This is a genomic window from Bifidobacterium sp. SO4, assembly GCF_018555355.1.
GTDB classification, from domain to species: domain Bacteria; phylum Actinomycetota; class Actinomycetes; order Actinomycetales; family Bifidobacteriaceae; genus Bifidobacterium; species Bifidobacterium miconisargentati.
This window is the reverse complement of record NZ_JAFEJP010000002.1, coordinates 298,346-315,183: the sequence shown is the minus strand read 5'-3', so window position 1 is coordinate 315,183 and position 16,838 is coordinate 298,346. Positions and strand designations below refer to the sequence as shown.

The window sequence follows — 16,838 nt, the reverse complement described above, 5'->3', positions numbered from 1 at the left end:
GTCCAGATTACTGATTTGTTGTCGCTCGCGGCTCAGCCACGCACCGGCAGCACGATGGCGGACGGGGCATCGGCTCCCATGTGGATGGTCTGATGCGCCACTTGCGTTTCGGTCTGCTCGCTCCACAGACCGGCGTGATTGGTGTGTACGGCGTACTGCGGGAAGTCGGAGGAGGAGATGTCGCAGCGGATGCGGGATCCCGCGGGCACCTTCCAGCAGATGTCCCACATGTCGATAGTCACGCGACGCACGTCACCCGGCGTGTATGGCGCGGCATCAGGCGTGTCCAAGCCGATGGTGGTGATGGAGGTGCGGTAGTTGCGGGCGGTACCGTCCGGATCCACGCACATGAGCTTGGCGGTGAAGGCGGTGTCCGGCGCACTGGAGGAGACGTACAGGTCCACGCTGATTTCGCCTTGGATGTGCAGGTCGTGTTCCAGAGGCTCGGATTCGAAGGTGATGACATCGTCACGGTAACCGGGTTCAGGTTGAATGCGCGCGCCGATCTCGTTCATGGTGGTCAGCAGAGCCTCACCGCCACGAGTCATGACAGGATTCTCAGGATCGTAGTCGTACTCGACGCTCGACGCGGATTGCGCGGCGGCACCAGTCAGGGAACCGCCTTCGGCCAGATACAGCTTGAACTGCTTGGTGTCCTCGGCGGGCAGCGGCCAGGATGTGGAGGTATGCCAGGAGTCGTCGCCGACCTCGTAGTATTCCACCTTGCGTTCCGGGGTCTTCTTCTGCTTGAGCGTCAAATCGAACCATTCGAGTGCGGCGGGCACCTCGGTGGCGTCCAGGTTCTCGGGTTCCAGGCCCTCCAGCGGGTTCAGGAAGTAATGGTTCCAGCATCCGATGCGCAGCCAGGAGTGCTTCTTGATGTCCTCGTTGAGGGCGGCGTAGCCGGTCAGGGCGCTGCCGAGGTGATGGTCGAACCAGCCTTCGTGGATGAACATCGGCACCTTGACGCGGCTCGGAATCTGCTTGAGCAAGCCCCAGAATCCTTCGTCCCAGTAGGAGTCGGTACCCTTGGGATGGCTGATCCAGTCGCGGTACCAGTCGAGACGTCCGCCCCACATGTCCTCGTCGACGGTCATCTGCGGCAGATGACGGGCGGATTCGAGGTAGTCGGCGGAGACTGGATGTCCGGCGTTCTGCATGGCCCAGGCGGTGAGCACATCGCAGCGGAAGGAGCCCTTCTGGTAGGCGGAGGAGAAGCGGTCGGTGCCGTAGTGGTTGGCACAGATGGAGGCGACCTTCGGGGTGGTGATGTCCGCCACGGTCCAGCAGGTCAGGGACAGGTAAGAAGTACCCCAGAGGCCGATCACATCGATCCAGTCCTGTTGCTCGCACCAGGCGAGCAGGTCGGCGCCGTCATTGCGTTCGTTGACGTTCGGCTCCCACGTACCGCCTGAGGTGTAAGTGCCGCGGCACCATTCGCACACCATCGCGTAGCCGCGGCGGTTGAGCTGTTCGCCATGCAGCTTCCACAGCTCGACCTGCTGCGGGTAGGGGCAACGAACCACGATGGTGGGCCACGGGCCGGGGGTGGCGGGCTTGTAAATGTCAACAGTGAGTTCCACGCCGTCACGACAGACGACCTTGGTGGTCTCGCGTTCGCCGGGCTCATATTCAGGCTTGAAGCGGGAGGACTCGTACTGGTTGGTGATGTTGTTAAGGTAGCGGGTCAGGAAATCGTCGATGTCGCTCATGGGATGCTCCTTTTTTATTTATTGAGACATACGTGCGTCGATGCACGATGCCGATCAGTGTCGATGGATTGAAGGAAGAAAGGTGAAGTCGGAGAAGGTCAAACCGCGCGGCCGCACGAGGAGGAGAGCGCAGCCACGCGGTGCCGGATTACGTAATCTGCGATCACTTGCCAGACTTGGCGATCGCCTTGAACGGGCGCATACGGAAGCCGATAACCATGCAGATGGCAGCGACGACATACAGAGCCACGTTGCCGAACAAAGACGGTACATAGGAACCGGTGGCGTCGAACACAGCGCCGTGCGCGGTGACGGCGATGGCGGAAGCGATGCCGCCAAGCATACCGACGATGGAGAGAATCTCACTGTAATCGCGCTGGCCGAAGGACTGGCGGATGAACCAGGGCAGGGCCACGAGCACGACGCCCTGGCCGATGCCGGCCATGAAGCCGGCGGCGATGGCCGGAGTGGGCGTGGTGGCGACGGCCATGAGACCCCAGCCGGACAGGCCGATGAGGGAGTAGATGACGATGGCGAGTTCGGGCTTGAGGTAGTCGAGCAGGATGCCGATGCTGGCCTTGCCAACGGCTGCGCCAAGCATGATGCCGGAAACGACGAGCGCACCCTGCTCCAAGGTCAGACCTTGGGCGATCTCATGACTGGAAATGTGCTGTACCACGGCCGCCACGATCTGCAGCAGCACGGAGACGGCGGCGAACAGGAAGAAGGTCGGCGTACGGAAGGCCTGCTTGGCGGCCATGCCCGGCAATTCGACGTCGCCCTTGCCGGATTCCTCAGTCTTGGTTTCGACATGGCCGTAGGCATATTCGCCCTTAGACTCATCAGGGCGGAACTTGAACACGAACAGGGAGAACGGCAGAATGCACACGAGCAGAATGACCGCGGTGATGCGATAGGAGTTCTGCCAACCGAGGTTGGTGATGAACCAGGAGACGACCGGGTTGAAAATGGTGCCGCCGATGCCGGACAAGCCGAGCGCGATGCCCATCACGGTACCGAGCTTGGCCTCGAACCAGTTAGCAAGCAGCACGCTGGGGGCGAGCGTAATCGGGATGACGTAGAGGATGCCCATCAACGCGAAGGAGACATAGAACTGCCAGACGGCGTTGAAGAACGACTGGATGAAGAACAGGGCGGCCACACCGATGACGCACACGCTGATGAGAATGCGCGCATCCACGAGTTTCATGACCTTGCCGGCTACCAGCATGGCTGGCAAGGCGGCAAAAGCCATGATGGATGTGGCCAATGCAATTTGGGTACGAGAGACGTTTAGCACCTCACCCAGTGTGGTGAAGTACAGACCGGGCGTGTTGACGATCAGGCCGAATCCGACCAGGGACAGCACGCAGCATCCGATGAAGACCCACCAGGAGCGGGCCGAAGACTTATTGGCTGACATCCGAACCTCCATGTTCGCGTGATGTGAATTGTTTGCCGCCGGCGACTTCCTAGATTGCAAAATCGCCGCATCAGTTGGTAAGTAAGTACTTACTTTTGTGATATACGATAAGTTAGTACTTACTTACTTTCGTGTCAAACCGGCGACACGCCGCATCAGACAGCCGACTGGCCGTACAATCGGCACAGAACAACGAAACGGCATCTCCCGTGCGGCATCAGCCCCGGCATCAGGCTCGCGGAGATCAACAGAGACACCGCCAAACCAGGAGGGAAATACAGGCATGGGCACACGCGGCGAAGCACGCATGAAGGAAATTGCCGATGCGGCCACCCAGGTAGTGGCCGAACGTGGTTATTACGGCATGACCATTCAGGAGGTGGCCGACCGCGTAGGCATCACACAGGCGGGACTACTCAAGTACGTCAAGAACAAGAACGGACTGCTGACGCTGGTGCTGCAGCGATATGACGACACCAACGAAGCCGATAGGGGATATATCGGGAGCAGACTCGCGCTCACCGACGAGCAGCGCGAACAATCCCCTTTGCTCATGCCCGAGTACTACCGCCAGATCGCCCAATACAACCTGAAGCGACCCCAGCTGACACAGTTGTATCTGGTCTTACGCGCCGAAGCCATCGATCCCAGCCACCCGGCCCATGAATACTTCGCGCAACGCGGCAACCGCATGCGCGCAATGATCTCCCACTACCCCTGGAAGCTGCCACCCGAATACGACACACCGCACAAGATCGGCATGCTTTCAATGTGTATCGGCTCGGCCATGGAGGGCCTGCAGATGCGTTGGCTCGGCGAACCGAGCATCGACTATCTTGCAAGTTGGGCCGAATACGAGGACATCCTCTTCCCGCTGCCGCACTGGGAAGGCTATCGCTAGATCTAGCGCCCAGCCAAGATCAACCAACCAACATTTGCAGTCCGATTGGCGACCCCTCATCCCCGGTTCTCGATATATAAGAATATGGTTAGTAAATAATTACTTACCTATTTGCGGAAAATGGAGACCCGATGCAGGAAACCGAGCAATCAAACGATGAGGAATTAGCCGAACACGCCAACACCTCCACTCCCCCACACGCGAACCACACGAAGTCAGCAAACCGCTGGAAACCGTGGCTGGTCTTCGCAGGTTGTTGCATGCTTTCCTGCATCGGCTACGGCCTGGTCATCAACACGCCCGGACTGTATTTCTCCACGCTTGCCCAGGAACTCGGCATCACCCATGCACAGGTGGCGCTGCCCATCTCCATCGAATACGCGACGGCCGCCGTCACCTCCATATTCGCAGGCCGGCTGTTGAGCCGCTTCGATTCCCGCGTCGTACTCTCGCTGGCGGTTGCCACGTGCGCCGCAGTGTTCATGCTATGCTCCCGCTTCACCGCAATCTGGCAGTTCTACGTGGCCTTCGCCTTCCTCGGCGCCGGCTATGCCATCGCAATCTATCTGGCCCCGTCGGCACTGTTGTCCAACTGGTTCCAGGCCAGGCAAGGCACGGTTCTCGGCATTGCGCTGGGATTGAGCGGCATCGGTGGAGCCATTTTCAATCCCGTGGTCTCCACCATGATCACCACATGGGGCTGGCGACGTTCCTATTTCATCACCGGTATGGCCGTCGCCCTGCTCATTCTGCCGTTCTCGGCGACGTTTCTGACCTTCCGGCCCGATCCGGCCAAGGGCGAGCAGGCATACGGCGCATCCGCACGGCAACAGGCGTCCGCGCCACTTCGCGCCGGTCTTAGCGCGAAAAACGCCTTCCGCAGCCGCTCGTTCGTGCTGATCATCCTCGCCGCTTTCATGCTTCAGTTCAATTCCGGACTTATCCAACACATCTCCGGCTATGAGATCTCCCAAGGCATGACGTTGCAGCAAGGTGCGACCGTGGTGACCGGTATCATGCTTGGCGCGGCCATCGGCAAGGTCGTCATCGGCATGCTGTTGGATGGCTTCCGCGCATACTATGTCATCGCCGGTTATGCGGCGATCGGTGTGACCGGATGGATCGGCCTACTGCTCGCGCACACCCCAACGGCCTCCGTGTTCTTCGGCGTGTTGGGTGGCATCGCACAAGGGCTACTGCTGGTCAGCATGCCATGGTTGGTCCGCACATGCTTCGGTCCGCGCAGTTATAGTCTGATCTTCTCGCGATACGCGATATTCACATCGTCGGCTTCCGCCATCGCACTGACCGCGCACGGCGCCATCTACGACATGCTCGGCTCCTACGCGCCGTCGCTGATCGTCAGCGCCCTCGCCTATGTGCTGGCTTCCATCGCCGCCTGCATGGCCTACCACCTGCGTCCGATACGCATCTACACCGTTACGGAATAAGGGGCAACGAAGCACTCACGGCACAGTCCGCACAGCAAACGTCCGTCAGTCGGCACCGACCGGAATCATCGGAAGGCCCGCCTGACGAACATGCATTCAACGCCCATATGGAATATGGGCTGCGGCGCAATCAATCGAGCGCATAGCGCATGAGGTTGTCGAAGATGGCCGCATAACCATCGGCATAGAAATGCAGTCCCTCCTTGCTGTATTCGGCCTTAAGGGCGCCGGACCCGTCGCGCAATCCGGCCGTCACGTCGATGTAGCCGGCGCCACGTGCATCCGCGATCGCGCGCACGCGGGCGTTGGCCTCATCGATGCGCGCGTTCGTGCGGTGCGCGAATCCTGCCCCGGCTGGTCCATTCGCCGCCAGCATCGCCTCGTTGACCGGATAGTAGGCCATCATGTATATCGCAGTAAGCGGCAAGGTGTCCTGGATGGACCCGATGATGCCGTCATAGCGGGCGGCGAATGCCTCGATGTCGAAGTCGGACCCGTTCAGATCGTTTGTGCCGATATTGATGAAGAGCTTGCGCGGCTCAAGGTCGAGCACCAGTACATCCAAGTTGTCGGCGAACTCCTGTGTGGTGAATCCGCCGACCCCGCGGTTGTACATGACGGTCTTGATGCCACGGTCAAGCATGAGCTCGTTGAGCGGGAACTGTTCTGCGAGCGACGAACCGGCGAACACAATCTGCCCTTTCTTGGCAAATCGGTTCAGACGACGGAACTGTTCGATTTTCTGCCGCTTCTCCAGTGCGAAATATTCCTTGAGGTCCATATGAGATGTTCCTTTGCAGCGCCGGGCCTTCCATGGTCGACCCAGTGTTTTGGAAAGTAAGTAAGTACTTACTATAATATGTCATATGCTCCAGTGTCGCAACAATTCATCACGGTCCGAGCACGCCGCGGGTATACCCGTCGACCTCACTTCCCGCACATCGGAGACCCATGCCGCCCCTATTCCGCAGGCTGGACTCGCCCTGGCGATATTCTCGCTGGGCAATCTCCTGCCATCGATGCTACCGGAGCCATGGTGGACACCGGTGCACATCGTGTGCGCGGGATTCGGACTTGTGTTTCTGGTTCCGGTATTGGGACGTCACCTGCACGCGATCCGTAATTCGAACGTTCGCCGAAGCCTTGTTTTCGATTACTGCAATCCGCTAATCGCACCGCTGACGACAACAGTGCCGATGGCGATAATCACTTTGGGGACGTATCTGATCCGCTTCGGACATGCGGGGTTACTGGGCGCACGCATCCTCTGGTGGATCGGAGCCGCGACCATTGCACTGCTGATGGGATACCTGCTTTGGCGATTCGTCATGCATGGCTTTCAACTCGAAAACGTCTGTCCGGCATGGCTGGTCGGGTTCGTGGGCATTCTGGTGGCAGCAGTTACTTCCGGCATGGTCAGACTCCCCTGGGCCGGGCGTGTAATCTTCCATGTGGGATTCGTCATTGACATCGTGATGTTGATGCTGATTTCCACCCGCATCGCATGGTTCGGCCTGCCCGACGCCATCCGACCGACGATGGCGATTTATACGGCCCCGGTCAGTTTGCTCGTCGCGTCCTACACCTCCACGTACCCACGGCACAATCCCCTGTTCATGCTGATGCTGATTACCTGCGCGCAATTGCTGTTCGCGTTCGCTGTCATACTGCTGCCTTGGATGCTCGCGGCACCCGTCTCCCCCGCCTGGGCGGCGTTCACGTTTCCGATGGTCATCACCGCGACCGCTCTGCGCAATGCGCTGGACGTCCTTGCACAGGAAGGGTGGCTGATTCCGGCATGGTTCCAATGGCTGCAAATCGGTGAAACGGCACTGGCTTGCTCGCTGGTGGTCGCGGTCGCCATCATATTCATCCGGCACCCATGGAAACGGTGAACGATGAGATCAGTAGGCAATCAACCATACCGAACGTTGGCGCGGGCAGCAGATACCGTCGCTTTTCTCATCGGCGTCTGCCGTCCGCGCATAACGGCGTCCCCTCGATTGCCAATCACTCCACACGACGGATGCGGACGGCCAGCCATTGGCGGCCGAGGGGCACGCGCACGGTGCGCTCGTGGGTGCCGGGCAGCGTCTCGACGGTCATGTTCCAAGTGTCGATCACGTCGACCATGTACCGGCGGCCGGCCGGTAGCAAGAAATCGCGCCAGGCAGGCCGGTACCAGCCGAAGTACACGAGCTGCCAGTCGAGGCCGGAGCGCAGTACTGGCACGTCCCAATACTGCATGGCCTTCTCCTGCGCAGGGGTCATAGGGGAGGGATCGGCAGCCGCAACCGCCAGCGGCCACACGGCATCCGGCGGCAGCATCTCATCCAGCGGCGCGGCATCGAGCGGCGCCTCGGCGAACACCGACCGCATGAACGCGATACGTTCCGGCGCCTCTCCGTGCAGTTCGCCGCCGTGCGCCCACCAGATCTGCGGACCGCGGTCGATGTACGTCTCACCGTGGGTCACGGAGCCGCCGCGCATCGCGCCTTCCCAGAAGCGGCGCATGAGTTCGGTGCCGGGCAGGTTGCCCCAACCCCAGTAGATGTTGCCTTCGTAACCGGGCTCGTCGCAGATGACCGGTTTGCCGTAGCGTTTGCGGTATTCGGCGATCGGCTCGGTGGTGCGGGTCACGTCCACGCGCTGGTACGAGCAGTGCGTAACCCAATCCTCACCCCAGTCGTACAGGGTGACGCAGTTGTGTACCGAACGCAGATGGCCGAACGCATCATTGGCCATGATTACGTGCGCGTAGTCACGCCAATCACCGCGGCTCTTCCACGGCATGAGGTCGTATTCATTGGCCAGCGACCACCACACGTTGCGGTATGCGCCGTAACGGCGGGCCATGTAGGCAAGGTAGCGCTCGTCATCGGCCTTGGACATGCGGGAGAAACCCCATTCGGGCTTGTCGTACGGGTGCAGCAGGATGATGTCCGCTTCGATGCCGAGTTCGGCGAGCTGTGCGATGCGCCGGTCGAGATTGGCGAAGAACGGTTCGTTGAAGCGCGTGTGGTCGAATCCGTGAGCCATCGAGCCCTCGTAGGCGAACATGGCTGGGTCGGCGGTGTTGAAGTCGTAGAACTTGGGGAACACGCACATGCGGATTTTGTTGAACGGTGCCTGCGCGAGCGTCGTCAACGTCCGTTCCTGCACGTCCGGCGCTTGGTTGATCCACGCATAGCAGGTGGTGCCGTACGGTTGGTACGGGGTGCCGTCCGCATAGCAGAAGCGATATGGCAGTTCCCGTCCGTACGCCGCCGCGGCCTCGCCGTTCAGCACGTCGGCGGCAAGTCGCACGGGTCCATGATTGTCCGGCGATGGCGGTTCCGCAATGAATGTGCCGGCAATCCCGTCGAGCGCGGGATCATTGCTGGCTGTCACGTACGTCCATTCACCGGCCGATTCCGGCATGAAGCGCACGGCATAGCGACCGGCGCCGCGGTAGAAGCCGCCGACCTCAACGGTACGGCCGGTGCCGGCGTGCGTAAAAGTGGCGTACACATCGACATCCACATACGGATTGCCGTCCGAGGTACCGTTCAGTTCGATTTCAGCCAGGCCATATTGCTCCATTGCATCTCCGTTCGGATCGTCTCGACATACCAGACAACACATATCACATATCGGCCATGCAGCATGTCGGCGCATCGCCAAAAGGGTCGCACAGGTGGCAACTAACCGAATTGCACCGCTTACGCCCCACTCGACGAGGCAAAACAGGCACAAACATACCTGAGCTGCCCCACTGACATCACTCAGCGGCGTTTTCAGGACCACACATACCCGAGCCGCCCCGCCTACAACCCACTCAGCGAAGCAAAACAGGCACAAACCGCCAGGTCTGCCCCGCCAGCCAACAAGCAAATGGGGTTGGAAAGGCATTACCTGCCCTTCCAACCCCACTCATGCATCAATGAGCCCGAGCCATCAGCCAATCAGCACATCACGCCACGGTGAACGTGGTGCGCTTGAGCTCCTCGCGGCGGGAGGAGTGGCCGATGAGCAGCTCGAATTCGCCGGGTTCCACGATGCGGTTGGCGTCCGGGTCCACGATGGTGCAGTCGGCCACCGGGATGTCGAACGTCACGGTCTTGGTCTCGCCGGGCTCCAGAGCCACGCGCTGGAAGGCCTTGAGTTCGCGGTCGGTCCAGCTGTAGGAGGTCACGATGTCGCCGATGTAGGCCTGCACGACCTCGACGCCGGCGCGGTCGCCCGTGTTGGTCAGGGTGATGGAGGCGTGCACGGTGTCGCCCTCGGCGAAGGTGCCGTCCGCATTCGAGGCGCCGCCGGTGACGACGGGCTCGCCGTACTCGAACGTGGTGTAGCTCAGGCCCTCGCCGAACGCGAACGCCGGATCCTGCGTGAGATCGGCGTAACGGTCACCGTGCTGACCGCGCACCTGGTTGTAGTAGACCGGCAGCTGGCCCGCGTGGCGCGGGAAGGTCACGGGCAGACGGCCGGACGGGTTGGTCAGGCCGAAGATAACCTCGGCGATGGCCCGGCCGCCCTTCATGCCGGGGTTCGCGGCCCACAGGATGGAGCCGGTGCCGGTGGCCGGGTTGCTCACGCGCTTGGCGAACACGCCGGCCTCGCCCACGATGGAGGCGGGCAGGATCTGCGGCTTGGAGCTCACGAGCACGGTGACCAGCGGCTTGCCGGTCTCGCGGGAGACGGCGGCGAGCGCGTCGAGCAGCGCGTTCTGGCCGCCGAGCAGTTCGAGGGTGGCAGTGGAGCAGGTCTCGCCGGTGAGCTGGACGGTATCGCCCACCACAGCCACGATCAGGTCGGACTGACGCGCGTTGGACACGGCCTCGTCGAGCATGGCCTGATCCACGGCGGCGGAGATGCCGATCTTCGGGCGGGGCTGGCCGTCCGGGTAGAACTCGCCGGCCGGGTCGATCACGAGATCCACGACGTTCGCGCCGCGGGAGTACACGACTTCGGTGTCTTCGCCGGCGAGCTCGCGGATGCCGTCGAGCACGGTGGTGATCATCTCGCGCGGCTGGCCGTCCGGCATCCAGGAGACCTGGCCGGAGTTGCCGGTCCAGTCGCCGAGCTGGTTCTGGGCGTCGTCGGCGAGCGGGCCGACCACGGCGATGCGCTTGGCAGAGCCGGCGGCGAACGGCAGGTTGCCGTCGTTGCGCAGCAGGGCCACGGCCTCGCGGGCGAGCTCCAGGTTGACCTGCTGGTGGGCGTCGGAGCCGATGACGGTCTTGATGCGCTCGGCGTCCGGCAGGCGCGGCTCCTCGAACAGGCCGAGACGGAACTTCAGGGCCAGGATGCGGGCGACGGCCTCGTCGATCAGGGACTCGTCCAGCAGGCCGGTCTTCACGGCCTCGATGGCGCCCTCGTAGAACTGCGGGGTGGTCATGACCAGGTCGTTGCCGGCCTTGACGGCGTCGGCGGCGGCGTGCACGTAGTCGGGCTTGACCTTCTGCTCCCACACGGAACGCCCCACGTTGTCCCAGTCGGTGATGAGGGTGCCCTGGTACTTCCAGGCGCCGCGCAGCTTGTCGGTCAGGAGCCACTTGTTGAAGGTGACCGGCACGCCGTCGATGGATTCGTAACCGAGCATGAACGTGCCGCAGCCTTCCTTAGCCACGCGCTCGAACGGCGGCAGGAACCAGGATTCGAGCTTGCGGTGGGACAGGTCGGCCTCGGAGGCGTCGCGGCCGCCCTGGGTCTCGGAGTAGCCGGCGAAGTGCTTGGCGCAGGCCAGGATGGCGTTCTTCGGCAGTTCCTCGCCGGCCTTGGCACCGCCCTGGTAGCCCTTGACCATGGCGGAGGCGAGCTCGCCGATCAGCGTCGGGTCCTCGCCGAAGGTCTCGTCCACGCGGCCCCAGCGGGTGTCGCGGGCGATGCACAGCACCGGGGAGAAGGTCCAGTGCACGCCGGTGCAGGAGACCTCCTCGGCGGTGGCGCGGCCGGCGGCCTCGACCGCGGCCGGATCCCAGCTCAGCGCCATGCCGAGCTGCGAGGGGAAGATCGTGGCGCCGGGCCAGAAGGAGTAGCCGTGGATGCAGTCGTCGCCGATGACCAGCGGGATGCCGAGGCGCGTCTTCTCGTTGACGGTCTTGACGGCGCGGGGCAGGTCCTCCGGGCTGGTATGCAGGATGGAGCCGACGTGCTTGTTGACGATGAGGTCGTCAAGGTCGCCGCTGCGGGCGTCCAGCTGCATCATCTGGCCGACCTTCTCCTCGAGGGTCATGCGGGAGAGCAGGTCGGCGATGCGCTCGGAGGCGGGCAGGTCGGGATTCTTGTAGGGCAGGGTTGCTGCGGTATCGGCCATTGTGCTTTCGCTTTCTTCGATGAAATCGAACAACATGTTCTTTAACTACCGATTGGTAGTTTAGCACGACCGCACTGATGGACACGCCATGCGGACGCAACGCCCGCACAACACATGGCGCGTGTTATCGGATCAGCGATACCCGTCCCACAAGGGCGAAGGGAAGATCATCGGCTCCAGCTCGGCCCATTCCTCGTTCAAATCGATGGCGGGCTCGCGCAGCCATCGCAGCTGCACACCGTCCATGATCTCCAGGGCCTTGCGCACGGTGGGCCGGACGTCGTCGAACGAATCGAACGTGGCCGGGATGCGCCAGTCGAAGCCGGAGTAGTACCGCCAGACCGATTCCTGTCGGGTGGCGAACTCGTCGTGCAGCGGATGATCGGGGTTGAACGACTCGACCTGCAGGATGGAGAACAGCTGCACCAGCATGCGGCGGCGGGAGTTGTGCCGTACCAGGAACCGCAGGTAGGCGGGAAGACGCAGGTTGCCTTCCTCGGAGCCCGGTTCGCCCGAGGCCCGGAAGTCCTCCACGTTGCCGGTGGCGTTGTAGTTTTCGAGATACACCATGGCGAGCAGGTTGTCCTTGCTGCCGATGTACCGCAGCACGCCCTGCTTGGTGACGCCCACCGCATCCGCCACGTCCTGCACGGAGATGCCGTTGTATCCCCGCTCGGAAATGAGTCGCACCGCCGCGTCGAGGATCTCGCGCTTGCGTTCCTCGGGGGATTTGCGGATGCGTTTGGGCGTCGCCTGCTGTGTGGATTGTGTGGACATAGCTGCCCAGTGTATCCCGCCCCCTCCCAAAAAGAGGAGGCGGAAAGGCACCTACATCGCGCGCAGCAGCGGTTCGGCCACGGCCTGGATCACCGCGGACGGCATGTGCGAGTCGTCGAAGTCGTGGCGCGGGTGGTCGCTGGCTGTGCTTTCCAACGTATGCAGCGCGCCCAACGCCCCGGCCCCGCTCTCGCGGATGAGGCCGTAGGCCCGCTCCTTGGTGAGGTAGTCGATCTGCGCGTCGTACAGCACGCGGAAGGCGTCCTCGACGGCCGGATCGTCGGCGATGACAAGGTTCGCGGCGATCGCGAGTTCCGCGGCGACCGGTACGTCGGGCACCGTCACCGTGAGGCTCAGCGTGTCCGCATCGTACGAGACCTGCGCCTCGACCGGCTCGCCGTTCACCGTGACGGTCGGTCCGGCAACGGCCAGATCAGCCGGGGCCACACCACGGAAGGTGACGGTCCAAGTGCGACGCTCGGGCACGGCCGTACGGTTGCCGTCAGCCGGCGCGATGACAAATCGAGATTCGCCGGACCCACCTTCGCCGGCCGCTCCCCTGCCCCACGCGAGGTTCATGGCCGTGACGGCCAGGGCCGATTCGTCCGGACGGGCCTGGTTGGTGCCTTCGTCCTCCTTCAATGCGAACGTGCCGGAGGCGCCAGGGAAGACGAGCACGTCGAGGTGTGCGGGGTTGTCCACGGAGTTCTCGCGGCCGTTGAGCCCATCCAGCACCTGCAGCGGTACGATGCCGCCGGCCTTGGCGAACACGGGCATGCCGTCGAGCCCGCGCCACACCTCGAACTTGCGGCCCGCGGCCGGGCGGGATTCGTAGCGGCGTCCGGTGAAGAAGTCGAACCAGGTGCCCTGCGGCAGCCAGACGTCGGCCTTGGCCAGCTGCACGTCACGGTCGGCGGGGGTCACGATCGGGGCCACGACGAGTTCGGTGCCGAAGCGGAACTCCTGCTCCACGCCGTAGGCGTTCGCATTCTCCGGCGACTGCCAGTACATCGGCTCGACCAGCGGTCGGCCTTCGGTGGCGGCGCGCCAGTTCATGGCGTACAGGTACGGCAGGAGCATGTGGCGCAGTCGCAGCGCCTTGTCCATGGCGGCGCGCGTCTCGGCGTGGAAGTTCCACGGCTCCTTGCCGTTGAACGGCGAATCGGTGGAATGCAGACGGTTGATCGGGCTGAACGTGCCGAGCTGGTACCAGCGGGCCTCCAGCTCCTCGTCACGGTAGCCGAACATGTGGCCGCCGATGTCATGACTCCACCAGCCGTAGCCGATGTTGGAGGCGGTGGAGGTGAAGTAGGGCTGGAATTTCAGCGATTCCCACGTGACCACGGTATCTCCGGAGAAGCCGACCGGGTAGCGGTGCGAGCCGGGGCCGGCGTAGCGGGAGAAGGTGAGCGGCCAGCGCCCCTCGCGGCCGGAGTCGAGGTAGTGCATGTGGTTGAGCATCCACAGCGGGTCGAGGCCCTTCTGCCGGGTCACGCCGCCCTGCTGCCAGTCGAGCCACCAGAAGTCGGTGCCCATGGCCTCGAGGTCATGGTGGAGGCAGAAGTAGGCGTCCATGAAACGAGGGCTGGTCAGATCGAATTCCACCGGCTCGCCGCTCTTCGGGTCGATGCCCATGACCTCGGCCACCGCATCGTAGCCATCCTCGAAGGCGCGGATGCCGTCTCGCGGATGGACGTTGAGCGTGGTTTTGAGGCCGTGCTCGTGCAGGATGCGCTGGAAGCGTTCGGGGTCAGGGAAGAACTTGCGGTTCCACGTGTATCCGGTCCAGCCGGAGCCGTATTTGGGATCCACGTCGTCCACGAGGTGCCAGTCCATGTCGATGACGGCGGTGGTGAACGGCAGACCTTCCTGCTCGAAGCGGTCCACGAGCTTCAGGTATTCGTCTTCGGTGTAGCGGTGGTAGCGGCTCCACCAGTTGCCCAGGGCGAAGCGCGGCAGCAGCGGGGTCGGGCCGGTGAGGCGGTAGAAGTCCTGCACGGCCTCGATGAAGCGGTGGCCGTAGCCGAAGAAGTAGAGGTCCGTGCCATCGTTGTCACGCGGGACGACCCAGGTGCCGAACGGGTTGGCCTCGCCCCTGACCTCGGCGGCTTCGGTGCCGTCCACGATGGCGTTCGAGACGGAGTCGTCGATGACGGCCCAGCCGTCGTGGGAGATCACGCCGAGGCCCAGTTCCGTCTCGCCGTTCACCTCGTCCAGCGTGCGGGCGGTGCCCCTGAGATTGCCACGCTGCACGTCGCCGTAATGCCAGGTGTTCATCTGGGAATTGGACACGCCCTTGACCACGATGCTCAGGCCTTCCTTGCTGAAGGGCTGCATGTCGTAGGTCAGGCGCAGGGCCGGGGTGTCCACGATGAGCAGGCCGTCACGGACGGTCTGGGTGAAGTGCGGGGTGTCGCCGGCGAAGTCGCGGTCCACGACCATCTGCGTGGCATGGTCCTCGAACACGCCGCTTTCCTGCCATTCGAGGCGGATGAGCGATTCGGTGAGGATGCCGATGCGCCAGCGGTCGCCCTGGATCACCGACTCCGGGTTCATGCCGGGGTTGGTCTTCAGTTTCGGGAAGGTCATGCCGTGCTCCTTTGCGTGGGTGCTGCCTGCTGTTCATGACAACGATATCATCAGCGACCGCCCAACTCACCGGGCAAGGGCGTCCCTCGCCTCCGTCAAGCCCGGCGACACCCTCTGCACCGCGGCATAAAGGGCTTCTCAACGCAAAAGGCTCCCCTCCCGATGATGGGAGGGGAGCCGATCACAACGCAATCAGTCGATGCCGGTCACCCAATCGGCGTCAGTTGATCACAGGATTGCTCAGTCGAGCACGAAGGTGTTGAAGGAGCGCGGGGCGAGCGTGACCTTGAGGCCGCGGGAGGCGTCGGACGGGTCGGCGAACTCGAACGGGCGCTCGGTCTCGAGGGCGTTCTGGGCCACGACCACGATGGTGCCGTCCGGGTTGCGGAAGGCGATGGCCATGGAGTTGAAGTGGCCGGTGGTGCCGAGCAGCACCGCGCCCGGACGTACGTACTTGGAGAAGTGGCGCATCACGTAGTATTCGGGGTTGCGGCGCACCTCGTGCGTGTCGGCGGTGATGGTGAACAGGGAGTTCTGCCACCAGCCCCAGGTGGAATCCTGGTCGTCCAGGATCATGTTCCAGTAGGTGTAGGCGGTGGCGCCGTTGCGGAAGTAGTGGTTGATGAGGTGGAACACGTACTCCGCGTACTCCCAGGTGTTCTGGCCGTCGCCGCACTCGGATTCGGACTGGATGAGCTCGATCTCCGGCCACGATTCGTGGGTGCGGGCGATGCAGTTCTGGCCGGCCCACTGGTAGGCGATGCCCTTGATGTAGTGGCGGGCGCCGTCGTCGAAGAGGATGTTGTCCACGAAGCGGTTGTAGTTGTTGAGGGCCATGCCGTAGCCGCCGCCGGTCCACTTCATGTCCTCCGGGCCGTTGAGGGTGCCAAGCCAGATGTCGGTGTCGAGGCCAGCCTCGTCGAAGGAGGGGCCCAGGTAGTCACGGATGAAGACCTTCAGGGCTTCGGCGTCCCACAGGGCGCTCGGGAACTTCTGGTCGGCGAACACCTCGTTCTGCACGTGCAGCTGGTTCACGGTGATGCCGTGCTCGGCGTAGGCCTGAACGTACTTGACCAGGTACTTGGCGTAGGCCTTGAGGTTCTCGGGGGTCTGGATGAGACGGCCGTAGTTGTAGGCCTTCGGGCGCTTCATCCAGGTCGGCGGGGACCACGGGCTGGAGAACAGGCGCATGTCCGGCTGCCACTCCTGGGCGCGGTGGATGTACGGGATCAGGGTCTCCTCGTCTCGTTCGACGGAGAAGTGCTCCATGTCGTAGTCGCCTTCGACCTCGTCGTAGCTGTACCAGTGGTCGGCGAAGTCGTTGGCGGCCACGGGGGCACGGTTGAACGTGAAGTTCATCTCCTCGGGGTCGAACAGCTCCTTGATGATCTGGTCGCGTTCGGCCTCGGTGACGGTCTGCAGCGGCAGCCAGCCGAGTTCGTTGAAGCAGCCGCCGAAACCGCGCAGCGCCTGGTATTCATTACCGTCGAGGGCCAGGTCCGGGGCCGCGGTGGCGCCGGTGGCGGCGACTTCGGCCGAACGGTCAACAAGCTTGGCGTCCGGGGTGGTGGCGATCCATGTGGTCATGATGGATTTCCTTTCTTTCGGTGATGGTTGCGCGATCCCGCGGGCGGGATGCGCGGCTCTTCGTTGAGTTATGCTTTTTCGCTGTCAGTCGACTTCTTTA

11 protein-coding genes are annotated in these 16,838 nt (G+C 62.9%); 3 read left to right on the top strand and 8 right to left on the bottom strand.

Annotated elements, in window-relative coordinates; genetic code table 11:
• Positions 1 to 32 precede the first annotated feature (32 nt).
• Entirely contained in the window at positions 33 to 1,712 is a 1,680-nt protein-coding gene (locus tag JS536_RS02770; protein ID WP_214355665.1) for a CocE/NonD family hydrolase, read from the bottom strand.
• Positions 1,713 to 1,875: 163 nt separating this feature from the next.
• Positions 1,876 to 3,135, bottom strand: coding sequence for an MFS transporter (locus JS536_RS02765; RefSeq protein WP_214355664.1), 1,260 nt, complete (start codon positions 3,133 to 3,135; stop codon positions 1,876 to 1,878).
• A gap of 283 nt (positions 3,136 to 3,418) precedes the next feature.
• Here JS536_RS02765 and JS536_RS02760 point away from each other — a divergent pair, with 283 nt between their 5' ends.
• Both JS536_RS02760 and JS536_RS02755 read left to right on the top strand, forming a co-directional pair.
• Complete coding sequence (locus JS536_RS02760; protein WP_214355663.1) at positions 3,419 to 4,036, top strand: TetR/AcrR family transcriptional regulator; 618 nt, start codon at positions 3,419 to 3,421, stop codon at positions 4,034 to 4,036.
• A gap of 260 nt (positions 4,037 to 4,296) precedes the next feature.
• Positions 4,297 to 5,487, top strand: coding sequence for an MFS transporter (locus JS536_RS02755; protein ID WP_214355662.1), 1,191 nt, complete (start codon positions 4,297 to 4,299; stop codon positions 5,485 to 5,487).
• A gap of 130 nt (positions 5,488 to 5,617) precedes the next feature.
• On the opposite strand, the gene JS536_RS02750 is transcribed toward JS536_RS02755, so the two are convergent.
• Positions 5,618 to 6,268 (bottom strand): GDSL-type esterase/lipase family protein, encoded by a 651-nt coding sequence (locus tag JS536_RS02750; protein ID WP_214355661.1) that lies wholly within the window; start codon positions 6,266 to 6,268, stop codon positions 5,618 to 5,620.
• A gap of 85 nt (positions 6,269 to 6,353) precedes the next feature.
• On the opposite strand from JS536_RS02750, the gene JS536_RS02745 reads away from it, so the two are divergent.
• Positions 6,354 to 7,382 (top strand): TDT family transporter, encoded by a 1,029-nt coding sequence (locus JS536_RS02745; RefSeq protein ID WP_214355660.1) that lies wholly within the window; start codon positions 6,354 to 6,356, stop codon positions 7,380 to 7,382.
• A 115-nt stretch (positions 7,383 to 7,497) separates the two neighbouring features.
• On the opposite strand, the gene JS536_RS02740 is transcribed toward JS536_RS02745, so the two are convergent.
• The 5 genes from JS536_RS02740 to JS536_RS02720 all read right to left on the bottom strand — a co-directional run bounded on the left by JS536_RS02740 (position 7,498) and on the right by JS536_RS02720 (position 16,738).
• Positions 7,498 to 9,069, bottom strand: coding sequence for a DUF5060 domain-containing protein (locus tag JS536_RS02740; protein WP_214355659.1), 1,572 nt, complete (start codon positions 9,067 to 9,069; stop codon positions 7,498 to 7,500).
• Between the two features lie 370 nt (positions 9,070 to 9,439).
• Entirely contained in the window at positions 9,440 to 11,785 is a 2,346-nt protein-coding gene (locus tag JS536_RS02735; RefSeq protein ID WP_240544213.1) for a glycoside hydrolase family 3 N-terminal domain-containing protein, read from the bottom strand.
• Between the two features lie 132 nt (positions 11,786 to 11,917).
• Positions 11,918 to 12,562 carry a TetR/AcrR family transcriptional regulator gene (locus JS536_RS02730; protein WP_214355657.1) on the bottom strand — a complete coding sequence of 215 codons (645 nt, stop codon included), beginning with the start codon at positions 12,560 to 12,562 and terminating at the stop codon, positions 11,918 to 11,920.
• Between the two features lie 51 nt (positions 12,563 to 12,613).
• On the bottom strand, positions 12,614 to 15,151 hold the full coding sequence (locus JS536_RS02725) for a TIM-barrel domain-containing protein (protein ID WP_240544212.1): 2,538 nt from the start codon (positions 15,149 to 15,151) through the stop codon (positions 12,614 to 12,616).
• Positions 15,152 to 15,391: 240 nt separating this feature from the next.
• Entirely contained in the window at positions 15,392 to 16,738 is a 1,347-nt protein-coding gene (locus JS536_RS02720; RefSeq protein WP_214355656.1) for a glycoside hydrolase family 30 protein, read from the bottom strand.
• Between the last annotated feature and the right edge of the window lie 100 nt (positions 16,739 to 16,838).